The sequence below is a fragment of the Pseudomonas azadiae genome (assembly GCF_019145355.1).
GTDB classification, from domain to species: domain Bacteria; phylum Pseudomonadota; class Gammaproteobacteria; order Pseudomonadales; family Pseudomonadaceae; genus Aquipseudomonas; species Aquipseudomonas azadiae.
The window spans coordinates 1,151,328-1,175,405 of sequence record NZ_JAHSTY010000002.1 but is presented as its reverse complement, the minus strand read 5'-3'; the positions used below and the strand labels follow the sequence as shown (position 1 = coordinate 1,175,405).

Annotated in this window: 24 protein-coding genes; 8 read left to right on the top strand and 16 right to left on the bottom strand. The window is 62.2% G+C overall.

All coding sequences use genetic code 11. The annotated features are described in order from the left end of the window. Window positions 1-57 precede the first annotated feature (57 nt). Window positions 58-1,653: a L,D-transpeptidase family protein gene (locus KVG91_RS21805; RefSeq protein ID WP_169377913.1), complete on the bottom strand. Its 1,596-nt coding sequence runs from the start codon at window positions 1,651-1,653 to the stop codon at window positions 58-60. Window positions 1,654-1,688: 35 nt separating this feature from the next. Here KVG91_RS21805 and KVG91_RS21800 point away from each other — a divergent pair, with 35 nt between their 5' ends. Together KVG91_RS21800 and KVG91_RS21795 are read left to right on the top strand one after the other, a co-directional pair. Further along, complete coding sequence (locus tag KVG91_RS21800; RefSeq protein ID WP_169377914.1) at window positions 1,689-2,417, top strand: murein L,D-transpeptidase catalytic domain family protein; 729 nt, start codon at window positions 1,689-1,691, stop codon at window positions 2,415-2,417. 30 nt (window positions 2,418-2,447) lie between these two features. Further along, window positions 2,448-3,194 carry a creatininase family protein gene (locus tag KVG91_RS21795; RefSeq protein ID WP_169377915.1) on the top strand — a complete coding sequence of 249 codons (747 nt, stop codon included), beginning with the start codon at window positions 2,448-2,450 and terminating at the stop codon, window positions 3,192-3,194. A gap of 162 nt (window positions 3,195-3,356) precedes the next feature. Here KVG91_RS21795 and KVG91_RS21790 read toward each other — a convergent pair whose 3' ends face one another. Continuing rightward, entirely contained in the window at window positions 3,357-3,698 is a 342-nt protein-coding gene (locus tag KVG91_RS21790; protein ID WP_169377916.1) for a hypothetical protein, read from the bottom strand. A gap of 34 nt (window positions 3,699-3,732) precedes the next feature. Further along, window positions 3,733-4,389: an ATPase gene (locus tag KVG91_RS21785; RefSeq protein ID WP_169377917.1), complete on the bottom strand. Its 657-nt coding sequence runs from the start codon at window positions 4,387-4,389 to the stop codon at window positions 3,733-3,735. Between the two features lie 131 nt (window positions 4,390-4,520). On the opposite strand from KVG91_RS21785, the gene KVG91_RS21780 reads away from it, so the two are divergent. Next, window positions 4,521-4,793 (top strand): hypothetical protein, encoded by a 273-nt coding sequence (locus KVG91_RS21780; protein WP_076950682.1) that lies wholly within the window; start codon window positions 4,521-4,523, stop codon window positions 4,791-4,793. Here KVG91_RS21780 and yfcF read toward each other — a convergent pair. Next, a complete protein-coding gene (gene yfcF / locus KVG91_RS21775; protein WP_169377918.1) occupies window positions 4,768-5,400 on the bottom strand; it encodes a glutathione transferase in 633 nt (210 codons plus the stop codon). The genes KVG91_RS21780 and yfcF overlap by 26 nt on opposite strands. Window positions 5,401-5,495: 95 nt before the next feature. Continuing rightward, window positions 5,496-6,032, bottom strand: coding sequence for a DUF924 family protein (locus KVG91_RS21770; RefSeq protein WP_169377919.1), 537 nt, complete (start codon window positions 6,030-6,032; stop codon window positions 5,496-5,498). 183 nt (window positions 6,033-6,215) lie between these two features. On the opposite strand from KVG91_RS21770, the gene KVG91_RS21765 reads away from it, so the two are divergent. After that, a complete protein-coding gene (locus KVG91_RS21765; protein WP_169377920.1) occupies window positions 6,216-7,370 on the top strand; it encodes a DUF1624 domain-containing protein in 1,155 nt (384 codons plus the stop codon). 133 nt (window positions 7,371-7,503) lie between these two features. On the opposite strand, the gene metE is transcribed toward KVG91_RS21765, so the two are convergent. The 7 genes from metE to KVG91_RS21730 all read right to left on the bottom strand — a co-directional run bounded on the left by metE (window position 7,504) and on the right by KVG91_RS21730 (window position 15,646). Further along, window positions 7,504-9,792, bottom strand: coding sequence for a 5-methyltetrahydropteroyltriglutamate--homocysteine S-methyltransferase (gene metE / locus KVG91_RS21760; RefSeq protein WP_169377921.1), 2,289 nt, complete (start codon window positions 9,790-9,792; stop codon window positions 7,504-7,506). A gap of 365 nt (window positions 9,793-10,157) precedes the next feature. Then, complete coding sequence (locus KVG91_RS21755; protein WP_169377922.1) at window positions 10,158-10,991, bottom strand: phosphodiesterase; 834 nt, start codon at window positions 10,989-10,991, stop codon at window positions 10,158-10,160. 9 nt (window positions 10,992-11,000) lie between these two features. Continuing rightward, complete coding sequence (locus tag KVG91_RS21750; RefSeq protein ID WP_169377923.1) at window positions 11,001-12,032, bottom strand: ABC transporter ATP-binding protein; 1,032 nt, start codon at window positions 12,030-12,032, stop codon at window positions 11,001-11,003. Then, the gene (locus KVG91_RS21745; protein WP_076950694.1) at window positions 12,029-12,823 is read right to left on the bottom strand and encodes an ABC transporter permease; all 795 of its coding nucleotides are present in this window, start codon (window positions 12,821-12,823) and stop codon (window positions 12,029-12,031) included. The genes KVG91_RS21750 and KVG91_RS21745 overlap by 4 nt, the downstream gene beginning before the upstream one ends. Next, window positions 12,820-13,638, bottom strand: coding sequence for an ABC transporter permease (locus KVG91_RS21740; RefSeq protein WP_169377924.1), 819 nt, complete (start codon window positions 13,636-13,638; stop codon window positions 12,820-12,822). Before KVG91_RS21740 ends, KVG91_RS21745 begins: the two co-directional genes overlap by 4 nt. Then, window positions 13,639-14,643 (bottom strand): ABC transporter substrate-binding protein, encoded by a 1,005-nt coding sequence (locus tag KVG91_RS21735; protein WP_169377925.1) that lies wholly within the window; start codon window positions 14,641-14,643, stop codon window positions 13,639-13,641. Continuing rightward, window positions 14,627-15,646, bottom strand: a complete 1,020-nt coding sequence (locus tag KVG91_RS21730; RefSeq protein ID WP_169377926.1) for a LacI family DNA-binding transcriptional regulator — start codon at window positions 15,644-15,646, stop codon at window positions 14,627-14,629. Before KVG91_RS21730 ends, KVG91_RS21735 begins: the two co-directional genes overlap by 17 nt. 512 nt (window positions 15,647-16,158) lie before the next feature. Here KVG91_RS21730 and KVG91_RS21725 point away from each other — a divergent pair. From KVG91_RS21725 to KVG91_RS21715, 3 genes are all read left to right on the top strand, one after another. Further along, the gene (locus KVG91_RS21725) at window positions 16,159-17,256 is read left to right on the top strand and encodes a carboxynorspermidine decarboxylase (RefSeq protein ID WP_169378477.1); all 1,098 of its coding nucleotides are present in this window, start codon (window positions 16,159-16,161) and stop codon (window positions 17,254-17,256) included. 28 nt (window positions 17,257-17,284) lie between these two features. Then, window positions 17,285-18,529: a saccharopine dehydrogenase family protein gene (locus KVG91_RS21720; protein ID WP_169378476.1), complete on the top strand. Its 1,245-nt coding sequence runs from the start codon at window positions 17,285-17,287 to the stop codon at window positions 18,527-18,529. 492 nt (window positions 18,530-19,021) lie between these two features. Continuing rightward, window positions 19,022-19,261 carry a DUF6124 family protein gene (locus KVG91_RS21715; protein ID WP_169378475.1) on the top strand — a complete coding sequence of 80 codons (240 nt, stop codon included), beginning with the start codon at window positions 19,022-19,024 and terminating at the stop codon, window positions 19,259-19,261. A 147-nt stretch (window positions 19,262-19,408) separates the two neighbouring features. Here KVG91_RS21715 and glsB read toward each other — a convergent pair whose 3' ends face one another. Both glsB and KVG91_RS21705 read right to left on the bottom strand, forming a co-directional pair. After that, the gene (glsB, locus tag KVG91_RS21710; protein WP_169378474.1) at window positions 19,409-20,317 is read right to left on the bottom strand and encodes a glutaminase B; all 909 of its coding nucleotides are present in this window, start codon (window positions 20,315-20,317) and stop codon (window positions 19,409-19,411) included. 55 nt (window positions 20,318-20,372) lie between these two features. After that, complete coding sequence (locus KVG91_RS21705) at window positions 20,373-20,717, bottom strand: hypothetical protein (protein WP_169378473.1); 345 nt, start codon at window positions 20,715-20,717, stop codon at window positions 20,373-20,375. Between the two features lie 91 nt (window positions 20,718-20,808). Here KVG91_RS21705 and KVG91_RS21700 point away from each other — a divergent pair, with 91 nt between their 5' ends. After that, entirely contained in the window at window positions 20,809-21,147 is a 339-nt protein-coding gene (locus KVG91_RS21700) for a hypothetical protein (protein WP_169378472.1), read from the top strand. Between the two features lie 331 nt (window positions 21,148-21,478). On the opposite strand, the gene KVG91_RS21695 is transcribed toward KVG91_RS21700, so the two are convergent. Continuing rightward, complete coding sequence (locus KVG91_RS21695; protein ID WP_169378471.1) at window positions 21,479-22,804, bottom strand: LLM class flavin-dependent oxidoreductase; 1,326 nt, start codon at window positions 22,802-22,804, stop codon at window positions 21,479-21,481. Further along, entirely contained in the window at window positions 22,801-23,181 is a 381-nt protein-coding gene (locus tag KVG91_RS21690) for a hypothetical protein (protein WP_169378470.1), read from the bottom strand. Before KVG91_RS21690 ends, KVG91_RS21695 begins: the two co-directional genes overlap by 4 nt. Between the last annotated feature and the right edge of the window lie 897 nt (window positions 23,182-24,078).

Genomic DNA, 24,078 nt, shown 5'->3' with positions numbered 1-24,078 from the left:
GTCTCTATTGGGGCGGCTTCGCCACCCAGCGCGGGGCAAGCCCGCTCACTACAAGAGTCAGAGCACACTGCCCATCGCCTTCATCAACACCAGGTCCCGCGCATAAATATCCGGCGCGTACACCAAACCGCCTTGGCGATCGACCTCCACCGTCCAGTAACCCAACAACACCGGCACCGGGGTCGCCAGCCTGAATTCATGGGTCACGCCGGTAGCCAGCAGTTCATCGGTGCGCGCGCGCTCGGCCGGGCTCACCAGCAAATCCCTTAATAACAAAGGTTGCTCGACCCGCACACAGCCGGAGCTGAACGCCCGGGGGCCTTTGGTGAACAGCGGCTGGCTCGGCGTGTCGTGCAGGTACACCGAATACGGGTTGGGGAAGCGCATCACGATCTTGCCCAGCGGGTTGCGTGGGCCGGCTTCCTGGCGCAGCAGGATGTTACCGGGGTGCGCCCAGTCGATCAGTTCGGGCGCCAGCGGGTGGCCTTCGGCGTCGAGCACTTGCAGGTTCTGCTGGCGCAGGTATTCGGGGTTAAGACGAATGGCCGGGAGCTTGTCCTCGCGCATGATGGTGGGCGGGATGGTCCAGGTCGGGTTGAGCGTCAGCCGCGTGATGCGCGACTTGAGCAGCGGTGTCTGGCGTTCGGCGCGGCCGACTTGCAGGCGGGTTTGCCACACCGGGATGCCGCTCTGGTAGACGCTCAGTTGCGCGGCGGCCACGTTGACCAGCACGCCTTCGGGTTCCAGGTCCTGAGCCAGCCAGCGGAAGCGTTCCAGGTTGATACGCAACTGCTCGCGGCGAATCGACGGGCTGATGTTGAGTTCGGCCACGGTGCCGGCACCGATCACGCCGTCGGCCTGTAACGAGTGGCTGAGCTGGAAGGCCTTGACCGCCTTGACCAGCTCGTCGCGGTATTGCGTGCCGCTCGGGGCCTCGGCCAGGTAACCGCCGCTGACCAGGCGCTGTGCCAGTTCCGGCACGCGTGGGTCTTCCATGCCGGGGCGCAACAGCGGGCCGCTGGCGACCGGGCCCCAATGCGGCAACGGCTGCTGCCGCACACTGGAATAGGCATTACGCAGGCTGCGGTACAAATCGGCGCTGGGTCGCGCCTGGTCGAACGCCTGGGCCATGTCCTGCAGACCCAGCGCGGCAAAGGCCAGCACCTCGGTGTCGGGGTCGCGGTCCGGCGGCCGCGAATGCCACAGCGGTTCGAAGCGCGATTGCTGCAGGCGCCCGTAATGCAAGTCGTGCAGGGCCTGCAGGTAGCGCTGACTGGTGGCGATATCGCTGCACAGCACATTGGCCGCGGCATCCACGGTGGGCAGGCTATAGTGGGTGGGGTCCAGGCCGTCGTCGGCAAGCATCAGCAACTGAGGTTGCAGGGCTTGGCGGCGCTCATCGGCAGACCACAGCGGCGCATTGCCCTGCTGCTGGTAGAACGCTTGCAGGCGCAATTGCCCGGCGGCGTCGATCTGCGGCGCCAGGCCGGGGCAGACACTGGGCAGTTGCGCCAGGGCCTGTTGCACCGGGGCCAGGTCCACCGGGGCTGGCATGGCGACTGGCAACGGTTCTGCCGGCAGCGTTTCGGCTGTGGCGACCAATGGTGCAACGAGCAGGCAAATGCTCAAGTAACATGCGTGTTTTTTGAACAAGACTTGCTCCAATCCACAGTGGGGTTGTACTGTAGATGCTGACTTTTATGTGCCGGGTCGCGGTGTCCGCCCTGGGCCTGATCACCCTGAGCCTGGCGATGTTGAGCACTTCTGCGCTCGCCGCCAATGGCACCCCTCCTTCCTTGTATAGCAGCCTGGCGCGCTCGGCTCCAGAACTCAATCCCACGGTGCTCAAAAGCGCACTGAATGCGGTGCAATGCGCGGTCAACAACGGCGAAGAACGCTCCGAGCGCCTGGCCGTGATCGATTATTCCCAGCCTTCGACCGCCCGTCGGCTGTGGATCTTCGACTTGCGCAAGAAGACCCTGGTGCTGCGCGACCTGGTGGCTCATGGCGCCAAGTCCGGGGAAAACTTCGCCACCCAGTTCTCCAACCTCGAAGGCAGCCACCAGTCCAGCCTCGGCCTGTTCCGCACCCAGGAAAGTTACTTGGGCACCCACGGTTACTCGCTGCGCATGGACGGCCTGGAACCTGGCTTCAACGACCTGGCCCGCGACCGCGCGATTGTGATCCACGCCGCCCACTACGTCAGCCCCCTGTGGAGCAAGCGCGAAGGCCGTATCGGCCGCAGCCAGGGTTGCCCGGCCGTGCGTCCGCAAGTCGCGCGCCAAGTGGTGGACAAGCTCAAGGACGGGCAGTTCATGTTCTCGTGGTACCCGGACCAGCGCTGGCTGAAGTCGTCGACTTACCTCAATTGCAAACCCCAGCAGGTGGCGAGTAGTCGTACAATCCGTGGCGGTTAGCCTGTCCCCATCGATAAAAGAGAGCGTCGAATGCTTCTACACACGTCTACCTGGGTTGAGATCGGTCAGTTCCTGGAGCGCAGCCGCACGGTGGTGATTCCCATCGGTTCCAACGAACAGCACGGCCCCACCGGCCTGTTGGGCACCGACTGGATGTGCCCGGAGATCATCGCCCATGCGGCGCAGAAGAACGCCGACATCCTGATCGGCCCCACCTTCAATATCGGCATGGCCCAGCATCACCTGGGCTTTCCCGGCACCATTTCGCTGCGCCCTTCCACCTTTATCGCCGCCATTGGTGATTGGGTGCGCTCGCTGGCCGGGCATGGTTTCGACAAGATCCTGTTTCTGAACGGCCACGGCGGCAATATCGCCACCATCGAAGCGGCGTTCTCCGAGCTGTACGCCGAAGCGAGCTTCGCGCGCCGCCCGGCCGGGTTTGCGCTGAAACTGGTGAACTGGTGGGACCTGGAAGGCGTGACCGACCTGGCCCAGCGCCAATTCCCGGTCGGCCATGGCAGCCACGCCACGCCGTCGGAGATTGCGGTGACGCAGTGGGCGTACCCGGATTCGATCAAGACAGCCGACTACTCGCCGCGAATCGCCAACACCGGGCCGATCCGTGAAGCGCTGGACTTTCGCGCACGGTTTCCTGATGGGCGTATGGGCTCGGACCCGGCGCTGGCAACGGTGGAGAAAGGTGGGGAGTTGGTGGCGCTGGCGGCTCAAGGCCTGATCAAAACGGTCAACGCGTTCAGCAACGAAACAAAACCCTGAGCCCCACACCCATCCAACTGTGGGAGCTGGCTTGTCGGATCGCCGCACCGCTGCGATGCAGACACCTGGATACATCAGGCATACCCAGGTGATGCCATCGCAGGCAAGCCAGCTCCCACAGGGAAAACCGCTCCCACATGTTGGGTTATGCGGTGCCTCCCGCTATTTGCATTCCTGCGCAGCCAGCTCAAGCCGCGACGGCTTGATCGCCGACGCCAATGGCTTGCGCTCATACAGGAACACCTTGCCGCCCTCCTGGGACTTGTAGGCTTCCAGTACATCATCGGCCGCAAACTTGCTGGTCAACAGCACTTTGGCGTGGCGCGAGTTCTGCGTCACAGTGGAGGTGATGCCATGCTTTTCCAGCTTGGGCAGCACACATTTCACATAGGCCTCGGGGTCCTTGGCGGTCTGCAGGGTCAGCGTCGGAGCGTTGGGGGCGGACACACACCCTGCCAGCAACAGGGAACCAAAGGCCAAGCCCGGGGCGAAAAAAGCGCGCATGAAAAATTCCTGACGATAAAAATAAAAGTTCACATCAACCCGCACGTTGCCCAGCACGAAGCAGTGCCTTGAGCGACGCGTCGAACTGCTTCAAGGCGTCGAGCTGCACACCCCGCTGCTGCTCAATCTGCGCGGCAATTTCCGGCGCGGCCTTGTCATGCACCCACACCGACGGCACCTGCTTGTGCACCGCGCCTTCAGCCTTGGCGATGTATTGCAGGTTCGCGTCATAGAACCGCGCAATGAACCGTGCCTCGACCTGATCGTTACGCTGGGTCAGCAGTTGGTTATGGGTATCGAGCATCACCACCACATCGGGATGAGCCTGCACCAGGGCGTCCAGGTTGTCGTACACAGTGACCGACAAAAAAGTGCCTTGCAGCGAGCTCATCAACCAATCGATGGCCAGTTCCGGGTCGGAGCTGTTGACGAACGCCTGGCGGATACGCCCGTCGAGGGCATCCTTGGCGCCATTCAAGGCCATGTCGTGGTAGCGTTCAAGGTAGCTGAGGTTGTCGCGGGTATTATCGCTCAACAACACACCCACCGATTGCGCGTGCTGCAGGGAGTTTACGCTACCGACGATAGGTAGCAAATGGCCTGCATGCAAATCATCGGCGATCGCCGCGTTGTTGATCACGACAGTGCCCAGCATCACCATCATTAAAGCCAGCTGAATAAACGTCCTCATCGCGCATTTCCTTGAACAGCGTCTCGATGGGGCGATTTTGCGCTTTTGCTGCAAAAACAGAACTTGCGATCCGTGATGGTGACTATTATCTGAACCGATAGTGCACCTATAAAACCTATAAGGACCACGCCATGAAGCCCCACCAGAAAACCTTCGACCGCATCCGCGAAGCCGTCCTGCCGGAATTTCGTGAGCGGGTCGCCGATTATCTGGCCGACTATGAAGGCGTGCTGCAAGACACCGCCGTTGACGCTGCCCGGTTCCAGGCCAGTGCCCAGCAGTTGCGCGGTTACCTGCGCGGCTTGAATACCACACGAGTGCTGGGCATGGCGGATTGGGAAGACCTTGACCGGCGCGTCGCGCAAATGGCTCAAAGCCCTACAGCGCAGGGCGTTGCAGGTTGACCCACGCCTGCACGGAAGGCCGCTGCCACTGGCGTTGCGCGTAAGCCACCAGTTCGGCGGGCACCTGGTCGCCATTGAGGATCAGGCGGTTGAGCATGACGGCCAGGTCCACGTCGACAATCGACCACTCGCCAAACAGGTACGCCGCATTGCCCGCCAACAGCGTCTGCGCTGCGCTGATCAACTTGGCGGCAGCCGCTTCGGCCACGGGTGACAACGGCGGCATTTTCTGCCCGTAGAACACCACCAGCGTCGAGCGCTCCTGGCGGATCGGCAGCAAATCGCTGCGCAGCCACGCCTGCACCTGCCGCGCCCTCGCGCGCTGCCGGATGTCGGCCGGGTACACCGGGATCGCGGGGTAAGCCTGCTCCAGGTACTCGGTAATCGCCGAGGACTCCGACAGTGCAAAGTCACCGTCCACCAGGGTTGGTACGCGCCGGGTCAGGGACAGTTGGGCGAAGTCAGGCGCTTGCTGCTGCGCGGCGTCCAGGTCCAGGGTGAGCGTGTCGAAAGCCAGGCCTTTTTCGCGCAGGACGACGAACACTGACAGGGCGTAGGGGCTGGTGTACAGCGCATCGACGTAGAGGCGCAACAGAGGCTGGTTCATAGCGGGGCTCCTTGAATGAAGCCCTACGCTACGAGATGTGCGATGAGAATGACAATGCGCTGTTTTTATGGGGCCATTCCTCGATGGAATACCGGTTAACCGGCGAACCCGCCCTCGTCCAGGAACGTTTGCTCGTCAGCGGTGGTGGCCCTGGCCAGCACGTCATTACGATGGGGGAAACGCCCGAACCGCTGGATAATCTCGGCATGTTGCTTCGCCCAGCGGTAGGTGTTGGCGTCCAATGTCTGGTTGAGGGTCAGCGAGCGTTGCTGATCGGCCGGGTCTTCCGAATGTTCGAACGGCAGGTAGCAAAACGCGCGCAAGGCCGGCTCGATCTGCTGGTCCAGGCCGGCGTCGACCATGCGCTGGGCGTACAGGCGTGCCAGCGGGTCGGTGGCGAACATATGGGCGGTGCCACGAAATGCATTGCGCGGGTATTGGTCGAGCAGGATCAGTAGCGCCAGGGCCCCTTGCGCCGAGTCCAGCCAGCTTTCCAGCTCACGCCGGGCGGCTTGCAGATGGGCGGTGTGGAAGGTGTCGCGGAACGTGGCGTCGAAGGTTGCGTTCTTGGCGAACCAGCGTTTGGGGCCGGCTTGTTTCCAGAAGTCGATGACGGCGTGTGGGGTAGTCATGGTCAAGGCCTGCGCAGACGATTTGGTCTGACCGTATCAGAATCCAGGGCACGGCGAGGATCAGATGTGGGAGCTGGCTTGACCGTACGCGGCGCTCTCAGGCATGGCAACGAATCGCGGCAACGCGCACATTAATGTTATAGGATAACGCCCCACTTCCACCCTGCCCTGCGAACCTCGCCCATGACCGACGCTGTTCCCTTGCGCCAACGCCTGCTTTCCATCGACGCCCTGCGCGGCCTGGTGATCCTGTTCATGCTACTGGACCACGTGCGTGAAACCTTCCTGCTGCACCGCCAGGTCAGCGACCCGATGAACATCGACAGCACCGAGCCGGCGCTGTTTATCAGCCGTACCCTCGCCCACTTGTGTGCGCCAGTGTTTGTGTTGCTCACGGGTTTGTCGGCCTGGCTGTACGGCCAGAAATACCAGGGCCGGCGCGATGTGTCGGCGTTCCTGTTCAAGCGCGGGCTGTTCCTGGTGGTGCTGGAATTCACCTTGGTCAATTTCGCCTGGACCTTCCAGTTGCCGCCCAGCGTGATCTACATGCAGGTGATCTGGGCCATTGGCGTGAGCATGATCGCCCTCGCCGCGCTGGTGTGGCTGCCGCGTCCGCTGTTGATCGCCTTGGCGCTGGTGATCATTGGCGGGCATAACCTGCTGGATGGGCTGCACGTCGATGCGGGGTCGGCGTTGCAGGTTCCGTGGTCGATCCTGCACGAACGCAGTTGGATCGAAGTGGGCGACGCCCTGCGCCTGCGCGTGACCTACCCGGTGTTGCCGTGGATCGGCGTGATTGCCCTGGGCTACGGCCTCGGTCCGTGGTTCGCCAATAGCCTGGAACCGACGCTGCGCCAGCGTTACCTGTTGCTCGGTGGCGCGGGCGCGTTGGTGGGGTTTGTGTTGTTACGGGCGGCCAATGGCTATGGCGAGAAGCCGTGGCAGGCGTATGCCGACGGCGCGCAGACGTTAATGAGCTTTTTCAACGTCACCAAGTACCCGCCTTCGCTGTTGTTCCTGGCGTTGACTTTGGGGATTGGCTTGCTGCTGTTGCTGGCGTTTGAACGGGCCGGGCACAAGCGCTGGATTGGCATCCTGGCCACGTTCGGCGCGGCGCCGATGTTCTTTTACCTGCTGCATTTGTATGTGCTGAAAATGCTGTATGTCGCCTGTGTGGCACTGTTTGGTCTCAATCACGGCAACTACTTCGGCTTCGACACCATCGGCGCCATTTGGCTGGTGTCGCTGTTGTTGCCCTTGGCGCTCTACCTGCCAGTGCGCTGGTTTGCCGGGCTCAAGGCACGGCGCCGCAATTTGGCCTGGCTCAAATACCTGTAGACACTAGGTGGCTTTTCTGTGGGAGCTGGCTTGCCTGCGATTGCAGCGGGTCAGCTCCACATGTATTGGCTGACAGTCCGCTATCGCAGGCAAGCCAGCTCCCACAGGAACCCGTTCCTACATCTGGATTGCGTCAGGCCAGTTCGGCCCGCAGTTGCCGCGCGGCCGTCACCATGTGTACCAACGCCGCTTCCGTCTCCGGCCACCCCCGTGTCTTCAACCCACAATCGGGGTTCACCCACAACCGCTCGGCCGGTATCCGCTTGGCCGCCTTGCGCAGCAGGTTGGCCATTTCCGACGCCTGCGGCACACGCGGCGAGTGAATATCGTAGACCCCCGGCCCAATGTCATTCGGGTAAGCGAAGGCCTCAAACGCTTCAAGCAGCTCCATGTCCGAACGTGACGTCTCGATAGTGATCACGTCGGCATCCATGGCCGCGATGGACTCGATCACATCATTGAATTCGCTGTAGCACATGTGGGTGTGGATCTGGGTTTCATCGCGCACGCCCGAGGCGCACAGGCGGAACACCTCGGTGGCCCAGTCGAGGTAGGGTTGCCACTGCGCCTGGCGCAACGGCAGACCTTCGCGGAAGGCGGCTTCGTCGATCTGCACGATCTTGATGCCGGCGGCTTCCAAATCCACCACTTCATCACGAATCGCCAGGGCCAGTTGACGGGCCTGCGCTTCACGGCTCAGGTCTTCGCGGGGGAATGACCACATCAGCATCGTTACGGGGCCGGTCAGCATGCCTTTCATGACTTTGTTGGTGAGGCCTTGGGCGTAGCGGATCCACTCCACCGTCATGGCTTTCGGGCGGCTCAGGTCGCCAAAGATCACCGCCGGTTTCACGCAACGCGAACCGTAGCTCTGCACCCAACCGAAACGGGTGAACGCGTAACCGTCCAACTGTTCGGCAAAGTACTCGACCATGTCGTTGCGTTCGGCCTCGCCGTGCACCAGCACATCCAGGCCGAGGTTCTCCTGAACTTCTACGGCGTGCCTGATCTCGCTGTGCATGGCTTCGACGTATTCGGCTTCGCTCAACTTGCCCGCTTTGTAGGACTGACGCGCCAGGCGGATCGACGCGGTCTGCGGGAACGAACCGATGGTGGTGGTCGGAAACAACGGCAGGTTGAGGCCGGCACGTTGCTTTGCGATGCGTTGAGCAAATGGAGACTGGCGCTGGCTGTCCTTGGCAGTGATGGCCGCGACACGGGCCTGCACCGCAGGTTTGTGGATGCGCGGCGAAGCGGCACGGGCGGTTTGTACGGCACGGCTTTGCGCCAGGGCGGCGAGTACGTCAGGCGCCTCTGGCGCGTTGACTGCTTGCGCCAGCACGGCGACTTCAGTGCACTTCTGTACCGCAAATGCCAGCCAGCTTTTCAGCTCGGCATCCAGTGCGTCTTCACGGCCCAGGTCGACCGGGCTGTGCAGCAAGGAACAGGACGGCGCCACCCACAGGCGCTCACCCAGTTTTTCATGGGCGTGCTGCAAGGTCGCCAGGGCGTTTTCCAGGTCGCAACGCCACACGTTACGGCCGTTGACCACGCCCAGGGACAGCACCTTATACGCCGGCAGGCGGTCGAGGATCGTGGGGTACTGGTCCGGCGCTCGCACCAGGTCAATGTGCAGGCCATCCACCGGCAGGTTGGCGGCCAGGCCCAGGTTCTCTTCCAGGCCACCGAAATACGTGGCCAGCAGCTTTTTCAGCGGGTCGCGCTGGATCTGGTTGTAGGCACGCTCAAAGGCGTTTCTCCAGTCCTGGGGCAGGTCCAGCACCAGGATGGGCTCGTCGATCTGCACCCATTCCACGCCCAGTTCCGCCAGGCGCTGGAAGATCTGGCCGTACAGCGGCAACAGGCGGTCGAGCAGGTCGAGCTTGTCGAAGTCGCCGCCCTTGGCCTTGCCCAGCCACAGATAAGTCAGCGGGCCGATCACCACCGGCTTGACCGCGTGGCCCAGGTCCCGGGCTTCCTGCACCTCTTCGAACAACTGACCCCACCCCAGGTGGAAGTGCTGGTCGGCGCTGAATTCGGGTACCAGGTAATGGTAGTTGGTGTCGAACCACTTGGTCATTTCCTGAGCGTGGGCGCCGCCGCAGCAGCTGTCGCTGACGCCGCGGGCCATGCCGAACAACGTGTGCAGGGTGGCTTTGCCATCGGCCGGGCGGAAACGCTCCGGGATCACGCCGAACATCAGCGAGTGGGTCAGCACCTGGTCGTACCAGGCGAAATCGCCGGCCGGCAGCAGCTCGATGCCAGCCTGTTTCTGCAGGTCCCAATGGGTCTTGCGCAAGTCACGGCCGACGGCGCGCAGGCCGGCTTCGTCAAGCTCACCCTTCCAGAACGCTTCCTGCGCTTTTTTCAGTTCACGATCGCGTCCGATGCGCGGGAATCCGAGGGAATGAGCGACTGCCATGACTTACAACTCCAATGTTGATATGAATGGCAGGCATTGTGGGTAGACGCACATGATGAGACAAACTCATTCTATTCCAGATGATCACAAGATCCATTCATGTTGAATACCGTAGTGAGCGGGCTTGTCCCGCGCTGGGTGGCGAAGCCGCCCCAATAAAGACACCGCAGTTGCTCCAGATAGAACGAGGCGCGTGGTTTGGGGCCGCTCCGCAGCCCAGCGCGGGGCAAGCCCGCTCACTACACGTATCGGGCCTGCAACTTTCGCTGTGGTTTTCATCAGGTCGTTGATAAGACTGCAACGCATGCAAGGCGGTGCTCCAGATAACTTCTCTTCCAGCAGCGCCGCCGCCATCTGAGCCTCGCTCAGTCAATCAACCCCCGGGCGTCATAAAACGGGTACGGCCCCGGGTACTCCCCGAACACGCCGTTGTGGCTGATCAAACCTTGTTGCGCTTGCCAGCGATGCAACAAATAGCCCGCCGGCTCCAGGTTGAAATGCGCGGGCGCCGCGTCTTGCAAATCCAGCACGATCTGGTGGGACGTGCCGGGGCAGACACAACTGAGGCTGCCGCCGAAACGGCGCTGCATCGGCCGGTGCAGATGCCCGCACAACAGGCGCTCCACTTGCGGATGACGCGCAACCACGCGCTCCAGGGCGGCGGCGTTGATGAAGGGTTCGCGGTCCATATGGCCGATGCCGCTGATGAACGGCGGGTGATGCAGGATCAGCAGAGTCGGGGCCTGCGGGCGCAGCGCCAGCTGGTCATCGAGCCACTGCAATTGGCTGTCCAGCAACTGCCCGCCGTGGCCGCCGGGAATGGTGGAGTCGAGGCCGATCAGGCGCAGCGGATGCGTGTCTACCACCCAGTCCAACGGGCCCTCTGCCGATAACGGCAGGTAGGCATGATCGCGGAACGCCTCCAGCAATGGTCCGCGCGTGTCGTGGTTGCCGGGCACCAGGTAGCACGGCATGTGCAGGCGCGCGAGTTCAGGGTGCAACACGGCGTATTCATCGGCACGGCCGAAGTCCACGAGGTCGCCGCTGATCACCACGATGTCAGGCCGTGGGTGGCTGGCGTTCAGATGGTCGACGGCGCGGCGCAGCGCGCCCAGGGTGTCCACCACGCCATAGGTGAGACGCTGGCCGGCTTTGAGGTGCAGGTCGCTGATCTGGGCGACGAGGAACGGACGATTCACAGTGGATTCTCACGCATTCAGGGTGAACAACAGGTGCGGCGCAATCGCCAGGGCGATCGGCGCGCCGATGGCGTACAGCTCGTTGTCGCTGCTGTCGACCAGCAACGGTTGCGGGCCGCCTACGTCCACCAGCAAACGGCTTTGCGCGCCCTGGAAGAACTGCGCCAGCAGACGCCCGTGCAAGTGCCCTTCGCTCTGCGTCACGCGCAGATGTTCGGGGCGGCAATACAGGGTCTCGGGCCGGTCGGTGCCCTGCCACGGCAGTTCACCGCCGCAGACTTTCAAGCCCGTGGGCGACGCCCCGCTCACCGCAAAGGCGTTGAGGTTGCCGACAAAGCCTGCGACGAAGGCGTTGGCTGGTTTCTGGTAGATGTCCCGGGGGCTGGCCAGTTGCGCGATCCGCCCGTGTTCCATCACCAGGATGCGGTCGCCCAGGGCCATGGCTTCGCCCTGGTCGTGGGTGACGAACACCGAGGTGATGCCCAGGCCGCGCAGCAGTTCGCTCAGCTCACTGCGCAGGCGTTCGCGCAGTTGCGCGTCAAGGGCCGCCAGGGGTTCGTCCAGCAGCAGCACTTTAGGACGTGGCGCAAGGGCGCGGGCCAAAGCGACGCGCTGGCGCTGGCCGCCGGAGAGTTCATGGATGCTGCGCTTGCCATGCTGCTGCAAGCCCACCAACTCCAGCAGCTCTTCGCAGCGCTTGTTGCGTTCCCGCGGCGCCATGCCGCGAACCTTCAAGCCGTAGACAATGTTGCCGGCCACATCCAGGTTGGGAAACAGCGCGTAATTCTGGAACACCATGCCCACATCGCGGCGTTCGATGGGCAGGCGGGTCACGTCCTGGTCACCGAAAAACACCTGGCCCACATCCGGGCGTTCCAGGCCGGCGATCAGGCGCAAGGTGGTGGTTTTACCGCAGCCGGAGGGGCCGAGGATCGCCAGGGTTTCGCCGCCTTCGACGGTCAGGTTCAAGTCATGCACGGCCACGGTGCCGTCGGCGAACGCCTTGCGACAGCCTTGCAGGCGGATAGTGATAGCGGTCATCGACGCTCTCCACGGGACAGACGGGCACTGATGGCCTGCAGCGCAATCAGCAGCGGCACGATCATCAGCAAAAAGATCAGGGTGTAGGCACTGGCGATTTCCAGGCGCGCCGAGGCGTAGCTGTCGGCCAGGCCCACCGGCAGGGTCTTGGTCATCGGCGTGTGAAGCATCCAGGTCAGGTTGAATTCACCCAGGCTCAGGGTGACCACCATCAACACGCCGGCCAGGATGCCCGCGCGACAGTTGGGCACCACCACGCTGAAAAAGCGTTTGACGGGACCCGCGCCCAGGCTTGCCGCCGCCTCCTCCAGCACCGGCAGTTGCTGGCGCTGCATCACCGCCATCACCGGGCGCACCAGGAACGGCAAGGTGAACAGCACGTGGCCGACCAGGATGAACAGCCAACTGCTGCGAAAACTGCCGAACTGGCCGTACGTGAGCAGCAGCGCCAGCGCACTGGCCAACCCTGGCATCGCCACCGGCAGCACCATCAACTCTTCGAAGGCACGGCTGAAGCGGTTGTTCATGCGCACCAGGGCATAGGCCGCCGGCACGCCGATCACGCAGACGCACACCGCGCAGGCCAGGGCCAGTTGCAGCGACAACCACACGGTGGGCGAATAGGCCTGCCACACCTGGATCAACCAGTCGAAGGTCAAGCCGCTGGAAACGCCGACAAAGAAGTTGCGCGTCAGCCCGGCCAGCAGCGACAGCAGCACCGGCACCAACATGAAGGCGCACACCAGCAGCGTAAACAGCAGTTGCGGCACAAACAGCGATGAGCGCTTCATAGCACAGTCCCCGCATTTTTCACCAGGCGCCGCGTGAGCAGCAGCACGGCCCAGGTCACCGCGCCAAGCACCACCGACAGCGCAGCGGCGACGGCAAAGTTGGCGTAATTGGTGAATACGTTGTAGATCGCCACCGGCGTGACATTGAGCCGCGTCCCCAAGGTAAACGCTGTGCCAAAGGCGCCCATGGACGTGGCAAAACAGATCGATCCGCACGACGCCAGCGCCGGCGCCAGGCCCGGCACGATCACATCGCAGACCACGCGCCAGTGCCCTGCCCCCAGCGAATGCGCGGCCTCCTCCAGGCTGCGGTCGAGGCTTTCGCAGGCCGCCATCACCGTGAGAATCACCCGCGGAATCGAGAAGTACAGGTAGCCCACGAACAGCCCCGCCAGCGAGTAGGCAAAGATCCAACGCTCACCGGCCAACTGCAGGCCCAGCGCGGCAAACAGGCCCTGGCGCCCGGCGAGCAGGATCACCAGGAACCCCACCACCACACCGGGAAAGGCCAGCGGAAACGTGAGCAAGGCCACCAGCGCCGAGCGCCCGAAGAACTGTTGCCGGGCGAGGAACACGCCGCTGATGCCGCCGATCAGCAATGCGACCAGCGTCACCACCACTGCCAGGATCAAGGTTTGCCCCAGGCTGCCCAGGTATTGCGCGCTGCTGAGCACCTGCCAGTAGCCGCTGCCGCTGCCGTCGCGGCTCTCGGCGCCGAGCAGCATCAGGTGCGCCAGCGGCAACAGCCAGAACGCGAGCAGCACCGCAAAGGCCGGGGCCAGTGCCCAGGCGGCATGTCTTGCCGATGTTGCCACTTACTTGACCTCGTTCAGGTAACGGGCGGCGAAGGCTTCCTGTACAGCGGCCATTTTTTCGTAGTCCACGACACCGGCACGGGCGTAGTCGCTGTCGGGCAGGAACTGCGCGGCCACGTCCGCCGGCATTTTCATCGGCCGCACCGGGCGCAGATAGGCTTTGGCCCAGAGTGACTGGCCCTCGTCCGAGAGCACGAAGTCGAGGACTTTTTCCGCGTTGGCGCGGTGCGGCGCGTTGGCGACCAGGCTCATGACATAGGGCACGCTGATACTGCCTTCTTGCGGGATCACGAAGGCGACGTTGGCCTGGTCCTTGTAGCGGGCGCGGTAGGCGTTGAAGTCGTAGTCCACCAGGATCGGCAACTCGCCGGAAAGCACCCGTGCGTAGGCGGTCTGCTTGGGCACGATGGGGCTGTTTTTCGCCAGTTTGCGGAAGTAGTCGATGGCCGGGGCGAAGTTGTCCAGATCACCGCCCATGGCGCGGTTGATCGCCACCGCCGACACGTAGCCGACAAAGGCGCTGGACGGGTCTAGGTAACCGACCATGCCTTTGTATTCGGGCTTGAGCAGATCAGCCCAGCTTTGCGGCACCGGCAAGCCACCGAGCGCGTCGACGTTGACCATGATGCCCAAGGTCCCGGAATGGATCGCGAACCAATGGCCGTCGGGGTCTTTCAAGCCGGCGGGAATCTGCTCCCAGGCCTTGGGTTTGTAGGTGTCGACCACGTCGGCTTTTTGCGCCTGCAGGCCGAAGGTCACGCCGTAGTAAACGACGTCGGCCACCGGGGCGGCTTTTTCCGCCACCAACTGCGCCAGGGACTGGCCGGAGTTTTTGTTGTCCAGCGGCACCTGCACGCCGGTGCTGGCGGCGATGGCCTTGAGCTGGGAGCCCCAATCGGCCCAGTCCGGCGGGCAGTTGTAGCAAATCGCGGTGTCGGCGGCCTGGGCCAGGCTCGCGGCACCGCACAGCAGCACGGCTGCCAGGGTTTTACTGAGTGCGCGCATCAAGGATCTCCTCATGGGGCTGGGTACTTTCGCCTGGCCGGATATGGCAAGGCAGGCAATGGGACGTCGGGGCGTTGCCGGCGATTTGCGCCAGCAGTTGGTCGATCACGGTGCTGGCCAGCAGCGCGATGGGCTGCACCACGCTGCACAGGGTCGGGTGCATCTGGGTGCCGAGGCTGATGCCATCAAAACCCATCACTGACAGTTGCCCGGGTACGTTCCAGGCGTTGCGGCGCAGTTCGGCGATCAGGCTGATCGCCAGAAAGTCGTTGGAACACACCAGCGCGGTGGGCGCCTCGGGGTTCTGCAGAAACGGCGCGATGGCCGTGAATTCAGCCTGGGTGTGGGCCGGCATTTCGATCACCGGGCGGCTCTTGAGGCCGTATTCCTTCATGGCATCGCAGTAGCCGGCATAGCGCAGGCGGGCACGGTCGGACTGCAACGCGGGGCCGGCGACCATGCTGATCCGTTGGTGCCCGGCTTCCAGCAGGTAACGCGTGGCCAGGGCCATGCCCGCGCGGTTGTCGACCGACACGGCGCTGTAGTTGGGGTTGCTCGGCTGATGGTAGGCCAGCACGAAGGGCGTCTTCTCGGTGTTCAGGCTGCTGAGCACCGCGTTGCTTTCGGCATCGGTGACCGTCAGCACCAGACCGTCGACGCGCTGGCGCAGCAGCTCTTCGACCACCGTGCTTTCGCGCTCGCTGCTGTAATCGGTGGTGGCCAGCACCAGGCTGTAGCCGCGTAACCGCGCGGCGCGTTCCATGGCCTGGAACTGTTCGGCGAACACCGGGTTGAGCAGGTTGGGCACCACTACACCGATCAGTCGGGTGGTTTGCAGGCGCAACTGGCGGCCCAGCAGGTTTGGCCGAAAGCCCAACTCACGGGCGGCGGCGAACACCTGTTCACGGGTGAGCGGGCGCACCTGTTCCGGGGAAGCAAAGGTGCGGGCGGCGGTGGCGCGGGATACGCCAGCCAGCCGTGCGACGTCTTTCAGGTCAGTCATCGTTACTCGCTTGAGATCGATCTCATTGGCGAGGACAGTAGCGATGGAATGTGGCAGGACGGTGGTGGGGAGATGACGGTTTGATGTCAGCAAGCCGGATGTACAGCGATCAACCTATGGGAGCTGGCTTGCCTGCGATGACCATAGGTATCTACACAACATTCAAAGGCTGAAAAATCTCCCTGTAGTGAGCGGGCTTGTCCCGCGCTGGGTGGCGAAGCCGCCCCAAACCAGACGATCTGGTTTCATCTGGAACACTGCGGTGTCCTTATCGGGGCCGCTTCAGCCCAGCGCGGGACAAGCCCGCTCACTACAAAAATGTGTAGATACCTATGGCTATCGCAGGCAAGCCAGCTCCCACAGTGGGCCGGCGTGTACCTTTAGATAGTCATACTCCATCGCTATGCTTGAAAACCCGGCGCGCAAAATCCGCCCGCTAACCTTTCGATTCGATCCAAGTGCGGGCACAATGCGTGTCCTTTTTTGGCAGGCACCACCCCAGGCTCTCAAAAATGATCAAAACGCCGTACTACCTCATCGATAAACAGAAGCTTCTGGTGAACATGCAGAAGATTGCTTACGTGCGCGAGCAGTCCGGCGCCAAGGCGTTGCTGGCGCTCAAGTGCTTTGCCACCTGGTCGGTGTTCGACCTGATGCAGCAATACATGGACGGCACCACCTCCTCGTCGCTGTATGAGTTGAAGCTCGGCCGCCAGAAGTTCGAAGGCGAGGCGCATGCCTACAGCGTGGCCTGGGCCGACGATGAAATCGAAGAGATGCTGGAGAACTGCGACAAGATCATCTTCAACTCCATCAGCCAACTGCAGCGCTTTGCCGAACGCAGCGAGGGCAAGACCCGCGGCCTGCGCGTCAACCCGCAGGTGAGCAGCTCCGACTACCTGCTGGCCGACCCGGCGCGCCCGTTCAGCCGCCTGGGCGAGTGGGACCCGGTGAAGATCGAAGGCGTGATCGAGCAGATCTCCGGCTTCATGTTCCACAACAACTGCGAGAACGGCGACTTCAGCCTGTTCGACAAGATGCTCGGCACCATCGAAGAACGCTTCGGCGCGTTGCTGCACAAGGTCGAGTGGGTCAGCCTCGGCGGCGGCATCCACTTCACCGGTGAAGGCTATGCGCTGGACGCGTTCTGCGCGCGCTTGAAGGCCTTCTCCGAGAAGTACGGCGTGCAGGTGTATCTGGAACCCGGCGAAGCGGCGATCACCAATAGCGCTTCGCTGGAAGTCACCGTGCTCGACACCCTCTACAACGGCAAAAACCTCGCCGTGGTCGACAGCTCCATCGAAGCCCACCTGCTGGACCTGCTGATCTACCGCCTCAACGCCAAGCTGGCGCCGAGCGAGGGTGAACACACCGTCATGGTGTGCGGCAAATCCTGCCTGGCCGGCGACATTTTCGGCGAGTATCAATTTGATCGTCCGCTGGCCATCGGCGATCGGCTGTCGTTCATCGACACCGCAGGCTACACCATGGTCAAGAAAAACTGGTTCAACGGCCTGAAAATGCCGTCCATCGTAGTGAAACAACTCGACGGTACAGTCGAAGTGGTTCGTGAATTTGGTTACGACGACTACCTGTCCAGCCTTTCGTAAGCTGGCGGATAAAGGAGAGATAAAGCAATTGAAAAAGAACGTTCTTATCATTGGTGCAGGAGGTGTCGCCAAGGTGGTGGCCCACAAGTGCGCGCAGCACAACGACGAACTCGGTCGTATTGCTATCGCGTCGCGCAACATCTCCAAATGCCAGGCCATCATCGACAGCGTCAAGGCCAAGGGTAGCCTCAAGGTGCCCGCCGACATCCAGGCCTTCGCGCTGAACGCCCTGGACGTGGAAGCGACCAAGGCGCTGATCCGCGAGACCGAGTCGCAGATCGTCATCAACGTCGGTTCCGCGTTCCTCAATATGTCGGTCCTGCGGGCCTGCATCGACACCGGCGTGGCCTACCTCGACACCGCCATCCACGAAGAGCCGGGCAAGGTCTGCGAGACCCCGCCGTGGTACGGCAACTACGAGTGGAACCACCTGGAAGAATGCAAACAGAAGAACATCACGGCCATCCTTGGCGTGGGCTTCGACCCGGGTGTCGTCAACGCGTACGCCGCGCTGGCGCAGCAACAGCATTTCGACCGCATTGATTCGATCGACATTCTCGACGTCAATGCCGGCTCCCATGGCAAATACTTCGCCACCAATTTCGACCCGGAAATCAACTTCCGCGAATTCACCGGACAGGTGTGGAGCTGGCAGAACAGCCAGTGGACCAGCAACACCATGTTCGAAGTCAAACGCACCGACGACCTGCCGGTCGTGGGTTCGCAGAACCTCTACCTCACCGGCCACGATGAAGTGCACTCGCTGTCGAAAAACCTCGACGTGCCCAACGTGCGGTTCTGGATGAGCTTCGGCGAACACTACATCAACGTGTTCACCGTGCTGAAAAACCTCGGCCTGCTCTCCGAGAAGCCGGTCACCACCGCCGAAGGCCTGGAAGTGGTGCCGTTGAAAGTGGTCAAGGCCGTCCTGCCCGACCCGTCGTCGCTCGCACCGGGCTACACCGGCAAGACCTGCATCGGCGACCTGGTCAAAGGCACCAAGGATGGCCAGCCGCGCGAGATGTTCATCTACAACGTGGCGGATCACGAAGAAGCCTTCGCCGAGACCGACAGCCAGGGCATCTCCTACACCGCAGGCGTTCCGCCGGTCGCCGCTGCGCTGCTGGTGGCGCGTGGCGAGTGGGATGTGAAGCACATGGCCAACGTCGAGGAACTGCCGGCTGAGCCGTTCCTTAAAGCGCTGGATGTGATGGGCTTGCCGACTCGGATCAAGGACGAGCACGGTGATCGGGCCTGGGATGCGAAGGCCTGATAGGCCGTAGCTGACCGAACAAAAGAATGCGCCCTCAGGGGCGCATTTTTTATTGGGCTAATACCAATCCCAGAGACCAATGAAGATCAAAGGTGGGAGCTGGCTTGCCTGCGATAGCGGTCTTCCAGTACCGGATGGGCTGCTGACCCACCGCTATCGCAGGCAAGCCAGCTCCCACAGGAGTCGGCGGCGTCAGGATATTTCCTACAAGGGTTTCAGGTTGTCGCTCGGAACTTCGCTGGCTAACCTCCCTGCCGTCGCTGCCAATTCAGCGGCCGGATTTGACCGTCCGATTTAGAAAGAGCAATTGCGCCAACACCGACCTTAGGCGTTTTTTTACGTCTGATGTATCGTGTCGCGGCAGCTGTACGCGGGATACCTTCGGGTATGCCGGTTTTGCTCCTTCAGCCGGTCGGTCAACCCGCGTACAGCTGCCACCCAGATTCGTTTGACCGCGGATCGTGGCAGCTCCATTTATAAAGGAGCCTCACCATGATTAAAGACAGCCCCAATCCCCCAGAACACCTCTTCGCCGTACGCCCCAACCTGGACACGGAAACCCTGCTGGTCAACGCCTCCCAGGATTTAGCCTCCATCAGTGATATCGCCGTTCACCTGGCCTTCGAAGTCGATGGCGCTCAACGTAACGTCGCACTCGGCATCTGCCGCATGCTCGAAGGCGTGCAATTGCTAGTGAACAAGGCCTTGGACGAAGCCTATCCAGCCACTTGAATCCGATCGTTCCCACGCTCTGCGTGGGAACGCATACCGTGACGCTCCGCGTCACCTCGCGCAAGACTTGAGTTCATCACTGGAAAGGACGCGGAGCGTCCGAGGCGGCATTCCCACGCGGAGCGTGGGAACGATCGATCCTGCCGGTCAAAACACCGACCACCCAATCCGCTCACTCAGCAATTCCAACGCCTTGATCCCCGCCAGCGAGTTCCCCGCCGCGTTCAACTCCGGCGACCACACGCACACCGTAAACTGCCCCGGCACCACTGCGACAATCCCGCCGCCGACTCCGCTCTTGCCCGGCAAGCCCACCCGGTAGGCAAAGTTGCCCGCTTCGTCATACAGCCCGCTGGTGGCCATGATCGAGTTGACTTGTTTGGTCTGGCGCGCCGTCAATATCTGCTCGCCGCTGTGGGCGCTCGTGCCCTCGTTGGCGAGGAAGCTGAAGGCCTTGGCCAGGTCCATGCAGCTCATCTGCAGGGCGCAGTAGTTGAAGTAGCTGTGCAGCACGGCATCCACATCGTTGTGGAAATTGCCGAAGGATTTCATCAGGTAAGCCATGGCCGCGTTGCGCGCGCCGTGTTGGGCTTCGGAGTCGGCGACCACGCTGTTGACCAGGATCTGCGGGTTGCCCGACAGGCGCCGTACGAAGTCGCGCATCGACAGGATCGGCACGGCGAAGCGCGATTGGTTGATGTCGCAGATCACCAGCGCGCCGGCATTGATAAAGGGATTGCGCGGGCGGCCGCGTTCGAATTCCAATTGCACCAGGGAGTTGAACGGCTGCCCGGACGGCTCATGGCCCAGGCGTTCCCAGATGGTTTCGCCGCCATGGTCGATGGCCTGCACCAGGCTGAACACCTTGGAAATGCTTTGCACCGAGAACAACGTATCGGCGTCGCCGGCGCGGTAGGCCGAACCGTCGTTGCCATACACCGCGATGCCGAGTTGGTTGGCGGGTACATCGGCCAGCGCCGGGATGTAGTCGGCGACTTTGCCGAGGCCGATCAATGGGCGCACTTCGTCAAGGATCGACGAAAGCATCGCCTGCATGTCTTGTCCTGTCATCTTGGTTTGGATCAGTGGTTAGCGGGGCGCGCAGGATACTTCAAAGGGCCCGGAACCCCCACACAATCTCCACCACCCGCTCGGCCACCACCAGGTAAACCAGGATCAACAACAGCTGCAGCGCCAGGTGATAGCGCAACTTGGCCAGCCGGCGAATGCCGTCGCTCACGTTCAGCAGCATCAATACCGCCGACAGCACAATCAGCCCCCACCCCGCCACACTCGACGCAAACACACCAATAAACAGATCACGCTCGCCCAGCAGTGCATTGGTGCCGGCTGCAAACAGCAGCGCGCACACCAGCAGGTTTTTCACGTTGTCGAAGACCTGCGTGCTCAGGTCATGCTCCAACAGGACCACGTATCGCTTCCATAATGTGCGCATGGGTCGTTACCGGATAGGGATCACTCGTCAATCAAAGTAGTCCATATGCCCGTACACTGCACCGCTGCGCTTACTCCATGAGGACTTTTGCATGAAATTGATGATCGGCCTGGCCGCCCTGCTGCTGGTATCGGCGTGCTCCACCCACAAACCGCCCGCCCAGGACTCGGCGGCGTCCACATGCCTGGCAGGCGGCGGGACCATGAAGCAAGTGGGCAAGTTGCAGAGCTGGAAGTGCATCACGCCGTACCGGGATGCGGGCAAGGCGTGCACCGACTCGAGCCAGTGTGAAGGCGAGTGCCAGACCAGCGTCACCACCCAATCCGGCAACGGCCCGGTGGCAGGCACATGTCAGGTGGATAACAGCCACTTCGGCTGCTCGGCGACGGTGGAGAAAGGCCAACTGGGCCGGGCGATTTGCGTGGACTGAGGCTCGGCACCGAGCACCTGTCGGAGCTGGCTTGCCTGCAATGAACATAAAATTCTGAGCACGCAGAAGCACCCTGTAGTGAGCGGGCTTGTCCCGCGCTGGGTGGCGAAGCCGCCCCAAACCGGGCGACCTGATGCTACCTGTGATCGGCGGTGTCTTTATTGGGGCTGCTTCGCAGCCCAGCGCGGGACAAGCCCGCTCACTACAGAGAGATCCGTCAGCCTGTGAGAGTTGTGTAGATACCCATGCTGCGCGGGCGGTGGGTCAGCTTGCATCACTGTTGGCTGAAACTGCGCAATCGCAGGCAAGCGAGCGCCCACATTGACCGCGTTCAGCCTGTGAGATCGGCAAGCCCCAAATGCTCGCGCAGCGTCGACCCTTCATACGCCGTGCGGAACAACCCTTTGCGCTGCAAATGCGGAATCACGCTCTCGACAAACTCGGTGAACGAGCCCGGCAGATACCCCGGCGAAATCACAAACCCATCGCAACCACCCTGTTCGAACAGCTCGGCCAACTGGTCGGCCACCTGCGCCCCGGTGCCCACTAACTGCGGCACGCGTACGCTACTGGCGAAGATGCGCCCGAGTTGTTCCAGGGTGATTTCGGGGCCCTGCATCAGCAGTTTTTCAGCGGCGGCCGGGTGGATCAGCGGCGACTGGGCGACTTCGGCCAGCGTCGCCGACAGCGGAAATGGCGACAGGTCGACATTCAGCTGCGAAGCCAGGGTCACCAACCCCAATTCCGGGCGCGCCAGCGCGTTGTGCTGGTCGCGCTTGGCACGGGCTTCGGCCTCGCTGCCGCCAATGAACGGCATCACCGCCGTGAGCACTTTGCAACTGTCGGCGTCGCGGCCTTGCTGCACCACCTGCGCGCGCACGTCATCGCGAAACGCACGCATCGCCGCCAAGTGCGGGTGGATGGTAAAAATCGCCTCGGCCCAACGCGCGCCGAAACGCCGGCCCCGTCCGGAAGAGCCGGCCTGGATCAGCACCGGCCGGCCTTGGGGTGTACGCGGAATATTCAGCGGGCCTTCGACCTTGAACCACTCGCCTTGATGCTGCACCGAACGGATCAACTCAGGGTCCGCCAGCACCCCGCTTTCGCGATCCAGCTTCAGCGCGTCCTTGCCCCAACTGTTCCAGAGCTTGAGCGCGACTTCGACGAACTCATCGGCGCGGTCGTAGCGCAGGTCATGCTCAAGGTGCTTGTCCTTGCCGAACAGACGCCCTTCGCTGTCGTTCATCGAGGTGACGATATTCCACGCCGCGCGGCCTTTGGACAGGTGGTCGAGGGTGGCGAATTCGCGGGCGATATGCGCCGGTTCGTAATAGGTGGTGGAACGGGTGGCGCCCAGGCCCAGCCGGGTGGTCTTGCCGACCAGATAGGAGAGGATCGGCAACGGGTCCAGGCGCGTGGCGTCCTGCGCGCCGTAGCGCAGGGCAAACTCGCGGAAGCCGCCCATCTGGTCGCCCACGGCCAGGCGATCGGCGAAGAACAGGAAATCGAACAGCCCCTCCTCCACCACCTTGGCCACCCGCACGTAGTAATCGGGGTCGAGGTAATTGCCGACCGTCTCCGGGTGGCGCCACACCGCGTGGCTGTGCACCACCGGACCACTCAACAGGAACGCGGATAAATGGATCTGGCGGCTCATGGTTTTGGCGTCCACAGGTTGATGTTGCTGGCCTTCAAAGGCTTGGGGATCAGCTTGGCGGTGTAATAAATGTCGGCGATACGCTGTTGCTCGGCAAGGTTTTCCAGCTTGACCGGGATGATGTCGTAGCTGCGGCGGCTATTGGCACGCTCCACCGTAGCCGGGGCGATATTGCCCCAGAGCGGGCCGGTGCTGAACTCGTGCCAGTTCACCGTGAACCCCAGGGGTTTGAGCCGTTGTTCCAATTGGGCATTTTGCTTGAGCAGGATCCACAAGGTGGAAGAACGTGGGTAGCTGATGTCCAGGGTTTGTTCGGCATGGGCCGCCGCCGTGGCAGGCAGCAAACTGGCGGCGACAATAAGTTTTTTGAAGGTCATGTAAGGCCTTGGCGTGAGAGGAACGGGGAGCGCTGCATATGCCAAAAAGCCGCACGGGGGCTGGCAGAAAAGTCAATTCGATTATATTAACGACGGGTAATAATGAAAGAACCCTATAACTCTATGGTTATGCCCGATTCATCGGATGGGGAAGAGAGGCGCCTAAGCTCAGACTAAAACAGTATTTAACGTAGGGATTTTAAGAACTTTAAGCTCAGCGCTATTCAGTTGAAGATCGAGCCCATCATGTCCCTTCGCCGCTGGCTGACACGCCGCCTTCGCAGGCAAGCCAGCTCCCACAGGGGATTGATGCTGTTCACCAGTCCTGTGCCTGGCACCGAAAAAACTGTGGGAGCGGGCTTGCCCGCGATGGCGGTGTGTCAGTGATAAATCCGGTGGCTGGCACACCGCTTTCGCAGGCAGGCCAGCTCCCACAGGGGATTGATGCTGTTCGCCTGTTCTGTGCCGGGCACCGAAAAAAATGTGGGAGCGGGCTTGCCCGCGATGACGGTGTGTCAGTGGATAGATCCGGTGGCTGGCACGCCGCTTTCGCAGGCAAGCCAGCTCCCACAGGGGATTGATGCTGTTCGCCTGTTCTGTACCGGGCACCGAAAAAAATGTGGGAGCGGGCTTGCTCGCGAAGGCGGTGGGTCAATGAATAAATCCGATGGCTGGCACACCGCTTTCGCAGGCAAGCCAGCTCCCACAGGGGATTGATGCTGTTCGCCTGTTCTGTGCCGGGCACCGAAAAAAATGTGGGAGCGGGCTTGCCCGCGATGACGGTGTGTCAGTGGATAGATCCGGTGGCTGACACGCCGCTTTCGCAGGCAAGCCAGCTCCCACAGGGGATTGATGCTGTTCGCCTGTTCTGTGCCTGGCACCGAAAAAACTGTGGGA